Raw genomic sequence first — 14,921 nt, 5'->3', positions numbered from 1 at the left:
ACGACATCGGCAACCGCGGCAAACCTACTACCGCACCAGCTCCGCGAGCCGGGCCTCCTTCTCCGCGGCCTGGGCCAGCAACTGCTCGGCGATCTCGTCCAGCAGCCCATCGGGGTCCTCGGGCGCCATCTTGATCATCGCGCCGATCGCGCTCGACTCCAGCTCCGCGGCGACCGCGGCCAGCATCTCCTTGCGCTCGGCCAGCCACTCCAGCCGGGCGTACAGCTCCTCGCTGCGGCTCGCCCGCCGCTCCGGCGGCGGCGGACCGGCCTCCCACTCCTCGGCCAGCGCCCGCAGCGCCTCCTCGTCCCCGGCCGCGTACGCCGCGTTGACCCGCACGATGAAGGCACCGCGCCGCTCCCGCTCGGCCTCCTCCTCGGCCAGATCCGGATGGGCCTTACGGGCCAGCTCCCGGTAGATCCGGCGGGCCTCCTCGCTCGGCCGCACCCGCGGCGGCGGCTGCACGGGCCGCTCGGTGAGCATCGCGGCGGCCTCCGGCGAGAGCCCCTCCGAGTCGATCCAGCCGTGGAACAGCTCCTCCACGCCCGGCATCGGCTGCACCAGCCCCCGCGCCTCACGGGCCTTGCGGATGTCCTCCGGGTCGCCGGTGCGGGCCGCGAGCGCTTCGGCGATCAGCGCGTCCAGTTCGTCCAGGCGCGAGTACATGGGTCCGAGCCGCTGGTGGTGCAGCCGGGAGAAGTTCTCCACCTCCACCCGGAAGGTCTCCACCGCTATCTCGAACTCGATCAGCGCCTGCTCGGCCGCGCGCACCGCCCGCTCCAGCCGCTCGGCGGCCTGAGCCTCCTCCCGCGACCGGTCGTGCGACTCCGCCTGGGGCTCCGCGTCCGACACCGACTGCTGTGCCTGCTGCTGCGCTTCCGGATTCGTCACCCGCTCAGACTACGTCCGGCGGTGATCGGCGATGGAGGTCACACCCCCGCCCGCGCCTCACACCCCCATCTCGGCCGCTATTCGCCCATTGCGCACCGCCATGACCAGCGCGGAGTGATCCGCTTCCGTGCGATCCGCGTACGCCACCGCGAAGGCGGCCACCGCCTCGTCCAGCTCCTCCCCCTTGCCGCAGTAACCGGCCAGCATCCGGGGGTCCGCGCTGTGGGAGTGCGCCCGGGCCAGCAGGGCCCCGGTCATCCGCCCGTAGTCGTCCATCTGGTCCGCGGCCAGGGCGGCCGGGTCCACGCTTCCCTTGCGGTTGCGGAACTGCCGCACCTGGTAGTGCCGCCCCCGCACCGTGGTCCACCCCAGCAGGATGTCGCTGACCACCTGCATCCGCTTCTGGCCGAGCACCACCCGCCGCCCCTCGTGTGTGACATCCGGCACCTCGAAGCCGGCCTTCGCCACATGCGGCAGCAGCGCGGAGGGGCGCGCCTCCTTCACCTGGAGCACCAGCGGCTCGCCCCGGTGGTCGAGCAGCAGCACCACATAGGAGCGGGTGCCCACGCTGCCCGTGCCGACCACCCGGAACGCCACATCGTGCACCTCGTACCGCGAGAGCAGCGGCAGCCGGTCCTCCGGCAGCGTGCCCAGATACCCGGCGAGCGACGAGGCCACCGCCGCCGCCTCCTCGTCCGGCACCCTGCGCAGCACCGGGGGCGCGTCCACGAAGCGCCGGGCCGCCGGCCGGCCGGAGGAACCCTCCTCGCCCGGCACGGGCTCGGTGGACCGGGCGGCGTACCGCGCGCTGGTGTTCCGCCGGGCCTTCTCGGAAATCCGCTCCAGCGTGCCCACCAGGTCCTTGGCGTCCGTGTGGGAGACCAGCTCCTCGTCCGCGATCGCGTTCCACGCCTCCGTCGCCGGGAGCTTGGCCAGCAGCCGCACCGTGCGTCGGTAGGCGCCCACCGCGTCCTGGGCGGCGGCACGGCAGGTGTCCTCGTCGGCGCCCGCCTCCCGGCCCGCCAGCACCAGCGAGACCGCGAGCCGCTTCACATCCCACTCCCACGGACCGTGGACGGTCTCGTCGAAGTCATTGAGATCGATGATCAGGCCACCGCGCGCATCCCCGTAGATCCCGAAGTTGGCGGCGTGGGCATCGCCACACAGCTGGGCCCCGATACCGGTCACCGGCGTGGTCGTGAGGTCGTGCGCCATCAGCCCGGCGGCCCCGCGCAGAAAGGAGAAGGGGGTCGCGGCCATCCGTCCCACTCGGATCGGGGTGAGCTCCGGCAGCCGCCCGGCGTTGGACCGCTCGACCGCCGCCACCGGATCCGGCCGCCCGGCGTCCCCCGGCGGCTCGGCATGCGCCGAGCGCGGCACGCTCTTGCGCAGCGCCTTGCCCCGCTGCCGGGGAGAGGGCCCCTCACCGCGCCACACGGCGAAGCCCGGAACCGGCGGCAGCCGCCGGGCCACCCCACCCGCGCCATCCCCGCCGCCCGGCCCCCGCGCGCCGCTTCCGCCGCCCCGGCCGCCCTCGCCGCTTCCGTCGCCGTCAAGGCTTCCGTCGCCCTCAACGCTCCGGTCGTCCGTCATCGCGCCCCCGCCCTTCTCGCACACGACATCGACTGAGCCGACCGTACCCCCTGTCGCCCCACCCCGTCAGAGCCTGTGGAAAACCTTGACGATCACGGCGAAACCCCAGATCAGAAGGCCAACCCCAGATCACGGGGCGAGCCCCGGATCCAGGAGGCCGACCCCCAGATCAGAAAGTGATCCGGCTCAGCCCCGGAACTGCTTCGGGCAGTCCTCGCCACCCGAGGGAAGATGGCTCTCCGCCCACCGCGACAGCTCCTTCAGCGCGGGCTCCAGCGCCTTCCCCGCGTCCGTCAGCCGGTAGGCCACCCGCAGCGGCGGCCCGGCATCGACCTCCCGCACCACCAGGCCCGCCGTGGAGAGCTCGGTGAGCCGGTCCGACAGCATCCGCTCACTGATCCCCGGAATGGCCCGCCGCAGGTCGGCGAAGTACGCCCCCCGCTCCGTCAGCACGGCCACGATCAGCCCCGTCCATCGCTTGCCGAACAGCTCGAAGAACCGTGTCATCTCGCCGTCGACCTGCTTGCAGGCCTGCTCGTTGTGTTCCCCACGATCCTTCGCCATGGAATACAGAGTACTGCGTTCCAGTTCGGGACTACGAAAAAGTAAGCTACTGTGCCTTCCGTAGGTACGTAGGTATTACTGGCTCCTCCCGAGCCTTGTCACTGGAGGCATCCATGCCGACTCTTCTGCACCTCGACACCTCTGTCTTCCCCGGTGAAGCCTCCGCTTCCCGCTCGGTCACGGCCACCTTCCGCAAGGAATGGGAAGCCCAGCACCCGAACGGCACGGTGATCTATCGCGACCTGGCCGCCGAGCCGCTGCCGCACCTGGACGGCCTCGCGGCCGCCGCCGGTTTCGCCGCTCCCGACCAGCGCTCCCCCGAGCAGCACTCGGCCTTCGCCCTGCGGGAGACCCTTGCCAGTGAGCTCGAGCAGGCCGACGTGGTCCTGATCGGCGCCCCGATGTACAACTTCACGATCCCCTCCACCCTCAAGGCGTGGCTGGACCACGTGATCATCATGGGTCGCACCTCGGGCGCCGAGCAGACCACCACCTCGGGCACCCCGGCGGTCGTCGTCGCCAGCCGTGGCGGCGGTTACGGCCCGGGCACCCCGCGGGAGAGCTTCGAGTTCGTGACGAACTACCTCGGGAAGGCCCTGGGTGACGGGCTCGGTCTCGATGTCACGTTCGTTGTGCCGGAACTCACGTTGGCCCGCAGCAATCCGGCCATGGCCGACCTGGTCGAGCTCTCGGACGCCTCCAAGGCGAAGGCCCACGAGGAGGCCGCGGCCAAGGCCAAGGAGCTCGCCACCCGCTTCGCCGCCGCCTGATCCGACCGATCCGACCGATCCGGTCGATCCGCCCGACCCAACCGATCCGGTCGCGCGAATTCCGGACGGCAGGGGCCTCCTCTTCCCGGGGAGGCCCCTGCCGTTCGTCCGGGAGTCCCACCGGGAGCCCCAGGAGGCCCGCGCCGCACACGCCAAGCCGCCACACACGCAAAACCGCCGCAAACGCGAAGCGGGCCCCTCCGAGCGACTTTCGTCACTCCGGAGAGACCCGCTCCGACTGGTGCGCGAGGGGGGAGTTGAACCCCCACGCCCTTTCGGGCACTGGAACCTGAATCCAGCGCGTCTGCCTATTCCGCCACCCGCGCATGGGTGCTGCCATCCGGCCACTCGCCGCTCCCCGGCCCGATCTTCTTGATCCGTCCGGTTCGCGTGGAGCGCCTTCCGACATCCAGAACACTAGCACGCTCCTCGGGGTGCAATCACACCCGTTACCGAGGCCCCCGCCCCCACCCGTCCGTAGAGCGTCACGGTTGCGGGACACTGTCGTCAGGGCACCTCTACGATCCCTGTGAGAGGTGACACTGCTCCACAGGGCCAGGAAGGGGAACCACCCGATTTCCCGACGCGTGGATACGATCAGTAAGCAGTACCAGGACGACGCAGAGCACGACTGAGGAAGGAGGTGCCCGGTGGGAGTACTGAAACGCTTCGAGCAGCGTCTCGAGGGCCTCGTGAACGGCACCTTCGCCAAGGTGTTCAAGTCCGAGGTCCAGCCGGTCGAGATCGCCGGCGCGCTCCAGCGTGAGTGCGACAACAACGCCACGATCTGGAACCGCGACCGGACGGTCGTCCCCAACGACTTCATCGTCGAGCTGAGCGCGCCCGACTACGAGCGGCTCAGCCCGTATTCCGGACAGCTCGGCGACGAGCTGGCCGGTATGGTCCGCGACTACGCCAAGCAGCAGCGATACACCTTCATGGGCGCCATCAAGGTGCATCTGCAGAAGGCCGAGGACCTCGACACCGGCCTGTACCGGGTGCGCAGCCGGACCCTGGCCTCCAGCGAGTCCCAGAGCCCCGAGCAGGCGGCGGGCCGCCCCGGCGCCGGAGCGGCCCCGCAACAGCGCCCCGGCGGTTACGGCTACCCCGCCCAGCCCGCCGGTGCCCCGCCGATGCCCTCCACGCCCCCCGGCGCCCGCCCGGCGCCCCGCGGCGGCGGAGCGGCGGCCGGCGTCGGAGCCCAGCCGCAGGGTCAGACCCGCCGCTGGATCGAGATCAACGGCACCCGCCACCAGATCTCCCGTCCCACGCTCGTCCTGGGCCGCTCCACCGACGCTGACGTGCGGATCGACGATCCCGGTGTCTCCCGCAGACACTGCGAGATCCGGGTCGGAACCCCACCGACCATCCAGGATCTCGGGTCGACGAACGGCATCGTGGTGGACGGACAGCACACCACGCGCGCTACGCTCCGCGACGGCTCGCGGATCGTCGTGGGCAGCACCACCATCGTTTACCGGCAAGCCGAAGGGTGAAGCGGGGGCAATGTCAGAGCTGACCCTCACGGTCATGCGGTTGGGTTTCCTCGCCGTACTGTGGCTGTTCGTCATCGTGGCCGTCCAGGTCATCCGCAGCGACCTGTTCGGGACCCGCGTGACCCAGCGCGGTTCGGCGCGGCGCGGCGCCCCCGACCGGCCGCAACCGCAGCAGCAGCGGCAGCAGAGCACGCCGCCGCAGCAGCGCCAGCAGTCCGGGGGCCGCGGCCGCCGCGGTGCCCCCACCAAGCTGGTGGTCTCCGAGGGCACGCTCACCGGCACCACGGTCGCCCTGCAAGGGCAGACCATCACCCTCGGTCGTGCGCACGATTCAACAATCGTGCTGGACGACGACTACGCCTCCAGTCGGCATGCCAGGATCTACCCGGACCGTGACGGCCAGTGGATCGTCGAGGATCTCGGGTCCACCAACGGCACCTATCTCGACCGGACCCGACTCACCACGCCGACACCGATTCCGCTGGGTGCGCCGATCCGTATCGGCAAGACCGTCATCGAGCTGCGGAAGTAGTAGGACCATGACGACCGGAGGGTGGGCAGCGTGGTTGGCAAGGGGCTGTACCCGGAGCCGACGGGCGAGGTGCGCATGAGTCTGTCACTGCGTTTCGCGGCCGGATCGCACAAGGGCATGATCCGGGAGGGCAACGAGGACTCCGGCTACGCCGGTCCCCGGCTGCTCGCCATCGCCGACGGCATGGGTGGCCAGGCCGCCGGCGAGGTCGCCAGCTCCGAGGTGATCTCCACCCTGGTCCAGCTCGACGACGACGTCCCGGGCTCGGACATCCTGACGTCCCTCGGCACTGCCGTGCAGCGGGCCAATGATCAGCTGCGCGTCATGGTCGAGGAGGACCCGCAGCTCGAGGGCATGGGCACCACGCTCACCGCCCTGCTGTGGACCGGCCAGCGGCTCGGTCTGGTGCACGTCGGCGACTCGCGCGCGTATCTGCTGCGCGACGGGGTGCTCACCCAGATCACCCAGGACCACACCTGGGTGCAGCGCCTGGTCGACGAGGGCCGGATCACCGAGGAGGAGGCGGGCACCCACCCGCAGCGCTCCCTGCTGATGCGCGCGCTGGGCAGCGGCGACCACGTCGAGCCCGATCTGTCCATCCGCGAGGTCCGGGCCGGTGACCGCTATCTGATCTGCTCCGACGGCCTGTCCGGCGTCGTGAGCCACCAGACCCTCGAGGAGACCCTCGCCAGCTACCAGGGCCCCCACGAGACCGTGCAGGAGCTGATCCAGCTCGCCCTGCGCGGCGGTGGCCCCGACAACATCACCTGCATCGTCGCCGACGTCCTCGACGTCGACGGCGCCGACACCCTCGCCGCCCAGCTCAACGACACCCCCGTGATCGTGGGCGCGGTCGCCGAGAACCAGATCCCGCTCGGGGACGGCGGCGCCGCGCACACCCCCGCGGGCCGCGCCGCCGAGCTCGGCCGGTCCGTACCGCCGCAGCAGGGCGACGCGCACGGCGGCTTCGGGCCGCCCGGCAGCGGCGATCCGGCCATCGGCGGTATGCCGCAGGGCGGTTACGGCGACTACGCCGACGGTGACTTCACCAAGAAGAGCGGCCGCAAGACATGGGCCAAGCGGTCGCTCTTCATCGTGCTGGGCCTCGCCGTGATCGGCGGCGGCCTCTACGGCGGCTATCGCTGGACCCAGACGCAGTACTACGTGGGCTCCAACGGCGACCATGTCGCGATCTACCAGGGCATCAGCCAGGATCTGGCCTGGATCAAGCTCAACAAGGTCCATGAGGACCACCGCGAGATCGAACTCAAGTACCTCCCGGCCGACCAGCGCGGCCGTGTGGAGGACACCATCACGGTCAGCGGACTGGGCCAGGCCCAGGACAAGACCAAGGACCTCGCCACCCTCGCCAGCGCCTGTAAGAAGGCCGATGCCCAGCAGAAGGCCGAGGAGAGCCAGAAGGACCTCACCGGCGGCGACAAGGGCAAGGGCGACAAGGCACCCAGTGGCGGTGCCTCCAGCAGCGCCGACCCGTCCCAGAGCAGCAGCGGCAAGCCCGGCGGCCAGAAGACCGAGAACCAGCTCGGGACGCAGGCCGCCAAGGCCACCACCAAGCCCACGCCGACGACGTCTCCCACTCCGAAGCCCGGCCCCACCCTCTCGGAGGAGGAGAAGAAGTTGGTCCCGCAGTGCAGCAGCACCCAGCAGTGAAGCCGTAAGGGGCCGTCCACCCATGAGCAGTAGTACGACCAACACGACGACGATCAGTACGGCCGGACCGCCGAGCAGGCGGAACACCGAGCTGGCCATGCTCGTCTTCGCGGTGATCATTCCGGTCTTCGCCTACGCCAACGCGGGCCTGGCGCTCAGCGACGAGATGCCCTCCGGCATGCTCAGCTACGGCCTCGGGCTCGGTCTGCTGGCAGGCGTCGGCCATCTGGTGGTCCGGAAGTTCGCGCCGTACGCGGACCCGCTGCTGCTGCCGATCGCCACCCTCCTCAACGGTCTTGGCCTGGTGCTGATCTGGCGGCTGGACCAGTCCAGGCGGCTGGCCCAGCGGGCGAAGGACGCCGGCATGGTCTTCTCGCCCTCGGCCCCCAACCAGCTGATCTACTCGGCGCTGGGCGTCGCCCTCTTCGTCGGCGTCCTGATCCTGCTCAAGGACCACCGCATCCTCCAGCGCTACACCTACATCTCCATGGTGGCGGCGCTGATCCTGCTGATCCTTCCGATGTTCTTCCCAGCGCGTTTCGGCGCCCGCATCTGGATCACCCTCGGCAGCTTCTCCATCCAGCCGGGTGAGTTCGCCAAGATCATCATCGCCGTGTTCTTCTCCGGCTATCTGATGGTCAAGCGGGACGCGCTCGCCCTGGCCAGCCGCCGCTTCATGGGGCTGTACCTGCCGCGCGGCCGCGACCTCGGCCCGATCCTGGTGGTCTGGGGGATGAGCATCCTCATCCTGGTCTTCGAGACCGACCTGGGCACCTCGCTGCTGTTCTTCGGCCTCTTCGTCGTGATGCTGTACGTCGCCACCGAGCGCACCAGCTGGATCGTCTTCGGTCTGCTGATGTCCGCGGCCGGCGCGGTCGGCGTCGCCACCTTCGAACCGCACGTCCAGTCGCGTGTGGACGCATGGCTCCAGCCCTTCGAGGTGGCCAAGAACGGCGGCAGTGACCAGATCGCCCAGGCGCTGATGGCCTTCGGCTCCGGCGGCGTCTTCGGCACCGGCCTCGGCCAGGGCAACTCCGACCTCATCGGCTTCGCCGCCAACTCCGACTTCATCCTGGCCACGGTCGGCGAGGAGCTCGGGCTCGCGGGCACCATGGGGCTTCTGCTGCTCTACGGCCTGATCGTGGAGCGCGGTGTGCGCACCGCCCTCGCCGCCCGTGACCCGTTCGGCAAGCTGCTGTCCATCGGCCTGTCCGCGGCCTTCGCCATCCAGGTCTTCGTCGTGGCGGGCGGTGTGATGGGCCTCATCCCGCTGACCGGTATGACCATGCCGTTCATCGCGCAGGGTGGTTCGTCCGTCATCGCCAACTGGGCGCTCGTCGCCATCCTGATCAAGGTCAGCGACACCGCGCGCCGCCCGGCGCCGACGCCCGCTCCCACCACAGACGCCGAGATGACCCAGGTGGTCCGACCGTGAACAAGCCCCTGCGCCGAATCGCGATCTTCTGCGGACTCCTCGTCCTCGCCCTGCTGGTGCGGGACAACTGGATCCAGTACGTCCAGGCCGACGAGCTGAAGAACCACGATGGGAACCACCGGGTTCTGATCGCCCGTTACAGCCAGCCGCGCGGCAACATCATCGTCGACGGCCAGCCGATCACCGGATCCGCCGAGACCAACGGCATCGACTTCAAGTACAAGCGCACCTACAAGGACGGCCCCATGTGGGCGCCGGTCACGGGGTTCGCCTCGCAGGCGTACGGCGCCAACCAGATCGAGAACATCGAGGACGGCATCCTCACGGGCAACGACGACCGCCTCTTCTTCAACCGGACGATCGACATGATCACCGGCAAGAAGCAGAAGGGCGGCGACGTCATCACCACCCTGAACCGCAAGGCCCAGGAGGCCGCGTTCAAGGGCCTCGGTGACAAGAAGGGCGCCGTCGCCGCGCTCGACCCGCGCACCGGCAAGATCCTCGCCCTCGCCTCCACCCCGAGCTACGACCCGTCGAAGATCGCGGGCGCCACCTCCAAGGACAAGAAGGCGTGGCTCGGGCTCCAGCCGAAGAACGACAAGGACGACCCGATGCTCAACCGGGCGCTCCGTCAGACCTACCCGCCCGGCTCGACCTTCAAGGTCGTCACCGCCGCGGCCGCGCTGGAGAACGGCAAGTACACCGACATCGACGGGCCGACCGAATCCCCGGTGCCCTGGAAGCTCCCGCTGTCCACCCAAAACCTGCCCAACGAGGGGAACATCCCCTGCGAGAACGCCTCGCTGCGGCAGGCGCTCCGCTACTCCTGCAACACGGTCTTCGGCAAGCTCGGTGACGACCTCGGCAAGGAGAAGATGCGGGAGCAGGCCGAGAAGTTCGGCTTCAACGAGACGGTCGACACCCCCGTCCGCGCCTACGCCAGCGTCTACCCCGAGAAGATGGACCGGCCGGGCAACGCGATGTCGGCCATCGGCCAGTTCGACAACCGGGCCACCCCGCTCCAGATGGCGATGGTCGCCGCCGCGGTCGCCAACGACGGCAAGCTGATGAAGCCGTACATGGTCGACTCGCTGCGCGCCCCCAACCTCAACACCATCGAGCAGACCGACCCGGAGCAGATGAGCCAGCCGCTCAGCTCGGAGAACGCCCAGAAGCTCCAGAGCATGATGGAGACCGTGGTCAAGGAGGGCACCGGCACCAGCGCCCAGATCCCGGGCGTCACGGTCGGTGGCAAGACCGGTACCGCGCAGCACGGCGTGGCCAACAGCAAGAACCCCTATGCGTGGTTCATCTCCTACGCCAAGGGGAACGACGGCTCGCCGGTCGCGGTCGCGGTCGTCATCGAAGGGTCCAACACCCTCCGCGGCGACATCGCCGGTGGCAAGCTGGCCGCGCCGATCGCCAAGAGCGTGATGCAGGCCGTACTGGAAACCGAGCGCGACAAGTGACCCCCGTCACGTCCGGATATCAATCCCGCACGTCGCCGTACCGGTCCGGTATCAGATAGCCACTGAGGCCGGGTCCCGTAAGACGTGCCGGGTACGGTATGCGCGAGCAGCACTTCGCCGGCCCCACAGGGTGCGGCCGGGAACCACGGAAGAGGGCTGGAGTAGCTATGGAAGAGCCGCGTCGCCTCGGCGGCCGGTATGAGCTGGGCTCAGTGCTCGGCCGCGGTGGCATGGCGGAGGTCTACCTCGCGCACGACACCCGCCTCGGCCGTACTGTCGCTGTGAAGACGCTCCGGGCGGACCTCGCCCGCGATCCGTCCTTCCAGGCCCGGTTCCGCCGAGAGGCCCAGTCGGCCGCCTCGCTCAACCATCCCGCGATCGTCGCGGTCTACGACACCGGCGAGGACTACGTCGACGGCGTCTCGATCCCGTACATCGTGATGGAGTACGTCGACGGTTCCACGCTGCGTGAGCTCCTTCACTCGGGTAGAAAGCTGCTCCCCGAGCGCTCACTGGAGATGACGACCGGCATCCTCCAGGCCCTCGAGTACTCGCACCGCAACAACATCGTCCACCGTGACATCAAGCCGGCCAACGTCATGCTCACCCGGAGCGGCCAGGTCAAGGTGATGGACTTCGGCATCGCCAGGGCCATGGGCGATGCCGGTATGACCATGACGCAGACGGCAGCCGTCATCGGCACCGCCCAGTACCTCTCCCCCGAGCAGGCCAAGGGCGAGACCGTCGACGCGCGCAGCGACCTGTACTCCACCGGCTGTCTGCTCTACGAGCTGCTGACCGTAAGGCCGCCGTTCGTGGGCGACTCCCCGGTGGCGGTCGCCTATCAGCACGTGCGGGAGGAACCGCAGCCGCCGAGCACGTACGACCCCGAGATCACCCCGGAGATGGACGCCATCGTCCTGCGGGCGCTGGTCAAGGACCCCGACTACCGCTACCAGTCGGCCGACGAGATGCGCGCCGACATCGAGGCGGCCCTGGAGGGCCAGCCGGTGGCCGCCACCGCCGCGCTGGGCGCGGTCGGCTACGGCTCCGACGACCAGCCCACCGCGATGCTGCGGCCGCAGAACTCCGGCGCCGGGGCGCAGACCTCGATGCTCCCGCCGATGCGCGAGGACGACGGCGGCTTCGGCTACGACGAGCGGCCGGACCGCGGCCGGGGGCGCGGGGGCAACGACAAGAAGAGCAACCTCTCCACGATCCTGCTGATCCTCGCCGGGATACTGGTGCTGGTCGGTGCGATCTTCATCGGGAAGTCGCTCTTCTCCGGCGGTAAGAACGACGACATGGTCTCGGTCCCCAACCTCGTCGGCAAGACGTTCGAGGACGCCAAGAGCCAAGGGGAGAACGGCGACTTCAAGGTCAAGAACGTCGGCTCCAAGTTCTGCGAGAACGCGGACAAGAACACCGTCTGTGAGCAGACCCCCAAGAGCGGCGACGAGGTCAAGCGGTACGGCACGGTCGAGCTGACCATGTCCAAGGGCCCCAAGCCCGCGGCCAGGGTCGAGGTGCCCGACGTCCTGAACGTGCAGTACGAATCGGCCAAGCAACAGCTCGAGGCCAAGGGCTTCAACGTCGAGCAGAAGACCGAGCAGTCGGACCAGACCGCCGGCAAGGTGATCGACCAGGACCCGAAGGGCGGCAAGAAGGTCCCGAAGGGCGCCACGATCACCCTGACCGTCGCCGAGGCCCAGCAGAAGGTCGTCGTCCCGGACGTGACCACGCAGAAGGTCGAGGACGCCACGAGCTCCCTCCAGGACAAGGGCCTCAAGGTCCAGACCCAGGAGGTCGAGAACGGCGACGTCGAGGCCGGCACGGTCACCGACCAGACGCCCAAGGGCGGCCAGGAGGTCCTGCCCGGTTCGACGGTCACGCTGACCGTCGCCAAGGAGCCCGCACAAGAGGAGAACGTGCCGGTGCCCAACCTGGGCGGCCAGAAGCTCAAGGACGCCAAGAAGGCGCTCCAGGACCTGGGCCTCAACGTGGGCAACATCGCCGGTCCGCAGGACGACAACGCCACCGTGGTGGCCAGCCAGCCCGGCGCGGGCACCCAGGTGCCCAAGGGCCAGTCCGTGAACCTCATCACGGTCGCCGGACAGGGTGGCAACGGCGGAAACGGCGGCGGGGACAACGGCGGCGGCATCTTCGGCGGCCAGAACGGCTTCTAGCCGACTTCCCAAGCACCGTGACACGGGGAAGCCCCCGGCACCTTCTCAGGGTGCCGGGGGCTTCCCCGTGCTCGGGGTTTCTCGGGGCTCGGGGCCTCTTTCGTGCCCGGGGCTTCCAGGGAGCCGACGCTAGCGCAGTTCCTTGGGGGGCGTGCGGTCCGCGTCGACCTTCTCGGTGCGCTCCAGTTCGCCCCACACGATGTAGCGGTGACGGGAGGTGTAGACGGGGGTGCAGGTCGAGAGCGTGATGTAGCGGCCCGGCCGCTTCCGGCCCGACTCCTTCGGGACCGCGTCCAGCACGTCCACGTTGTACTTCGAGGTCTCCGGCAGCGTCGCGTAGACCTTGTAGACGTACCAGGTGTCGCGGGTCTCGAAGACCACCGGGTCGCCCTCGTGGACCTTGTCGATGTTGTGGAACTTCGCGCCGTGCCCGTCCCGGTGCGCGGCCAGACTGAAGTTGCCCTTCTTGGCCCACGGCATCGCGGACTTGACCGGCTTGGTGTAGTAGCCGGCCACGCCGTCGTTGAGCGTCTCGGTGCTGGTGCCCTTCTTGACCAGCACCTCGCCGTTGTGCATGGACGGTACGTGCAGGAAGCCGATGCCGCTCTTGGTGTCCAGCTTGCCCGGACCCTGCTGCGCCCAGTGCTTGCGCACCCGGTCGCCCTGCTTCTTCGCCTCACGGTCCGCCAGGACGTTGGTCCACCACAGCGAGTAGACGACGAACAGGGCGAGGATCAGCCCCGCGGTGATCAGCAGCTCGCCGAAGACGGCGATGACCGCCGCTACCCGTCCACGGCCGGGACGGCGGCTGGGCGTTGCGGGCGGGCCGGTGTGCCGGTCCTGCCGCTCGTCGTGGTCGGTGCGTGCCACCGCGTCGTACCCCTTTTTCTGGTTTCCCGGCTGTTCCCGCTCATTCGACCAGCGCGTCCGGCTTTCCCTCGCTACGCGGCCGCTCCTCGACCATCTTGCCCCAGACGATCATCCGGTAGGTGCTGGTGAACTCCGGGGTGCAGGTGGTCAGCGTGATGTACCGCCCGGGTTTGGTGAAGCCGGAGCCGGGCGGCACCGGCTTGATGACGCCCGTGTTGGACGGCGGCGTCTGCGGCAGGATGCTGCTCATCGCATAGGTGTAGTACCGGCTCTGCGTCTCGACGACGATCTCGTCGCCGGGCTTGAGGCGGTTGATGTAGCGGAACGGCTCGCCATGGGTGTTGCGGTGCCCGGCGAGCGCGAAGTTGCCCTTCTTGTCCCACGGCATGGCGGTCTTCAGCGGGCTCTTGCCGTAGTGGCCGACCATGCCGCGGTCGAGGACCTTGTGCTTGTCGATGCCCTCCGCGATCGGGGCCTTCACATCCAGCTTGGGGATGTAGATGATCGCGAACCCCTGCCCGGGGGAGAAGGTGCCCGGGTCCCGCTCGTCGCCGCTCTCGTCCCACTTCTTCTGGAGGTTGTTGGCGGCGCCGTTGGCCTGCTGATGGGCGAGGATGTTCGTCCACCACAGCTGATAGGTGACGAAGAGCAGCATCACCACGCCGAGCGTGATGAACAGCTCGCCGACCACCCGGCTCGCCACCACCCCTGGGCTGTCCTTGCGCGCCCGCGCGGCGCGCTTGGCCTCCATACGGGTGCGGGGCCGGGCGTCACCGGCGCTCCCCGCGCTCCCCGCGCCCTCCGCGGCCCGTGTGGCGCCCGCCTCCGCCGTGCCGCGCCGGGCGGCGCGTGAGCCATGCTTTCCGGCGCGCTTCCCGGCCCCCTGGGCGGCCTTACGGCGGGCGGCCCGGCCACCGGGCGCGGGCTCGGGATCACCGTCCCGGTCCGCCTCGACCTTGCGCAGCAGCATGGTCCGGTCGGCGGGCGGCGCCTCCACGGCGCGCAGGGCGACCGTCTCGTCGTCGCCCCGGGACCCCACCGGGGGCAGGACGGCCGTCTCGGCGGCCTCCGGTGCGCGCGCGGACGCCTCGGCGGACCGTGGGGCCGTCTCGCCGGAGTGTGGGTACGGCCCCGGGGCGCGGATGGGCATCTGGGCGGCGTGTGCGGGCCCTGAGGGCCCCGTGGGGGCCGCACGGGCGCGTCTGCGCCCCGTGGGCGGTCCGGCCGCCTCAGCCGCCTCCTCCGGCCCCGAGGGGACTGCGCGGGCACGCCTGCGCCCGGTGGGCGGCTCGTCGGCGGCCTCCTCCGCCCCTGAGGCCGCCGTACGGGCGCGTCTGCGCCCTGTGGGCGGCTCGGCCGCCTCAGCGGCCTCCTCCGGCCCCGCGGCGGCCGGGCGGGCGCGCCGCCTGCGGCCGGTGGGCGGCGGCACGGAGAGCGACGCGGT

The 14,921-nt window shown here is 70.0% G+C and carries 12 protein-coding genes and 1 tRNA gene; 7 read left to right on the top strand and 6 right to left on the bottom strand.

What is annotated here, in order from left to right; translation table 11 throughout:
* Positions 1 to 27: 27 nt before the first annotated feature.
* The 3 genes from IEJ02_RS43015 to IEJ02_RS43005 all read right to left on the bottom strand — a co-directional run bounded on the left by IEJ02_RS43015 (position 28) and on the right by IEJ02_RS43005 (position 3,048).
* Positions 28 to 891, bottom strand: coding sequence for a hypothetical protein (locus tag IEJ02_RS43015; protein ID WP_370467231.1), 864 nt, complete (start codon positions 889 to 891; stop codon positions 28 to 30).
* A 57-nt stretch (positions 892 to 948) separates the two neighbouring features.
* Complete coding sequence (locus IEJ02_RS43010) at positions 949 to 2,484, bottom strand: DUF2252 domain-containing protein (protein ID WP_223865390.1); 1,536 nt, start codon at positions 2,482 to 2,484, stop codon at positions 949 to 951.
* A 186-nt stretch (positions 2,485 to 2,670) separates the two neighbouring features.
* The gene (locus IEJ02_RS43005) at positions 2,671 to 3,048 is read right to left on the bottom strand and encodes a winged helix-turn-helix transcriptional regulator (protein ID WP_191069752.1); all 378 of its coding nucleotides are present in this window, start codon (positions 3,046 to 3,048) and stop codon (positions 2,671 to 2,673) included.
* 113 nt (positions 3,049 to 3,161) lie between these two features.
* Here IEJ02_RS43005 and IEJ02_RS43000 point away from each other — a divergent pair, with 113 nt between their 5' ends.
* Complete coding sequence (locus tag IEJ02_RS43000; protein WP_191069751.1) at positions 3,162 to 3,818, top strand: FMN-dependent NADH-azoreductase; 657 nt, start codon at positions 3,162 to 3,164, stop codon at positions 3,816 to 3,818.
* A 239-nt stretch (positions 3,819 to 4,057) separates the two neighbouring features.
* On the opposite strand, the gene IEJ02_RS42995 is transcribed toward IEJ02_RS43000, so the two are convergent.
* Positions 4,058 to 4,144, bottom strand: a tRNA-Leu gene (locus tag IEJ02_RS42995).
* A 324-nt stretch (positions 4,145 to 4,468) separates the two neighbouring features.
* On the opposite strand from IEJ02_RS42995, the gene IEJ02_RS42990 reads away from it, so the two are divergent.
* From IEJ02_RS42990 to pknB, 6 genes are all read left to right on the top strand, one after another.
* The gene (locus IEJ02_RS42990) at positions 4,469 to 5,314 is read left to right on the top strand and encodes an FHA domain-containing protein (protein ID WP_191069750.1); all 846 of its coding nucleotides are present in this window, start codon (positions 4,469 to 4,471) and stop codon (positions 5,312 to 5,314) included.
* Between the two features lie 10 nt (positions 5,315 to 5,324).
* Entirely contained in the window at positions 5,325 to 5,846 is a 522-nt protein-coding gene (locus IEJ02_RS42985; RefSeq protein WP_191069749.1) for an FHA domain-containing protein FhaB/FipA, read from the top strand.
* Between the two features lie 75 nt (positions 5,847 to 5,921).
* A complete protein-coding gene (locus tag IEJ02_RS42980; protein WP_191069779.1) occupies positions 5,922 to 7,517 on the top strand; it encodes a PP2C family protein-serine/threonine phosphatase in 1,596 nt (531 codons plus the stop codon).
* A gap of 22 nt (positions 7,518 to 7,539) precedes the next feature.
* Complete coding sequence (locus tag IEJ02_RS42975; RefSeq protein ID WP_191069748.1) at positions 7,540 to 8,952, top strand: FtsW/RodA/SpoVE family cell cycle protein; 1,413 nt, start codon at positions 7,540 to 7,542, stop codon at positions 8,950 to 8,952.
* Positions 8,949 to 10,421 carry a peptidoglycan D,D-transpeptidase FtsI family protein gene (locus tag IEJ02_RS42970; RefSeq protein ID WP_191069747.1) on the top strand — a complete coding sequence of 491 codons (1,473 nt, stop codon included), beginning with the start codon at positions 8,949 to 8,951 and terminating at the stop codon, positions 10,419 to 10,421. The genes IEJ02_RS42975 and IEJ02_RS42970 overlap by 4 nt, the downstream gene beginning before the upstream one ends.
* A 167-nt stretch (positions 10,422 to 10,588) precedes the next feature.
* Positions 10,589 to 12,607 (top strand): Stk1 family PASTA domain-containing Ser/Thr kinase, encoded by a 2,019-nt coding sequence (gene pknB / locus IEJ02_RS42965; RefSeq protein ID WP_191069746.1) that lies wholly within the window; start codon positions 10,589 to 10,591, stop codon positions 12,605 to 12,607.
* A gap of 129 nt (positions 12,608 to 12,736) precedes the next feature.
* Here pknB and IEJ02_RS42960 read toward each other — a convergent pair whose 3' ends face one another.
* Both IEJ02_RS42960 and IEJ02_RS42955 read right to left on the bottom strand, forming a co-directional pair.
* Positions 12,737 to 13,477, bottom strand: coding sequence for a class E sortase (locus tag IEJ02_RS42960; protein ID WP_191069745.1), 741 nt, complete (start codon positions 13,475 to 13,477; stop codon positions 12,737 to 12,739).
* Between the two features lie 40 nt (positions 13,478 to 13,517).
* Positions 13,518 to 14,906 (bottom strand): class E sortase, encoded by a 1,389-nt coding sequence (locus IEJ02_RS42955; RefSeq protein WP_317986067.1) that lies wholly within the window; start codon positions 14,904 to 14,906, stop codon positions 13,518 to 13,520.
* Positions 14,907 to 14,921: the final 15 nt, after the last annotated feature.

This window comes from Streptomyces sp. 5-10 (assembly GCF_014712245.1).
GTDB classification, from domain to species: domain Bacteria; phylum Actinomycetota; class Actinomycetes; order Streptomycetales; family Streptomycetaceae; genus Streptomyces; species Streptomyces violaceusniger.
This window is presented reverse-complemented; position numbering and strand designations above follow the sequence as displayed.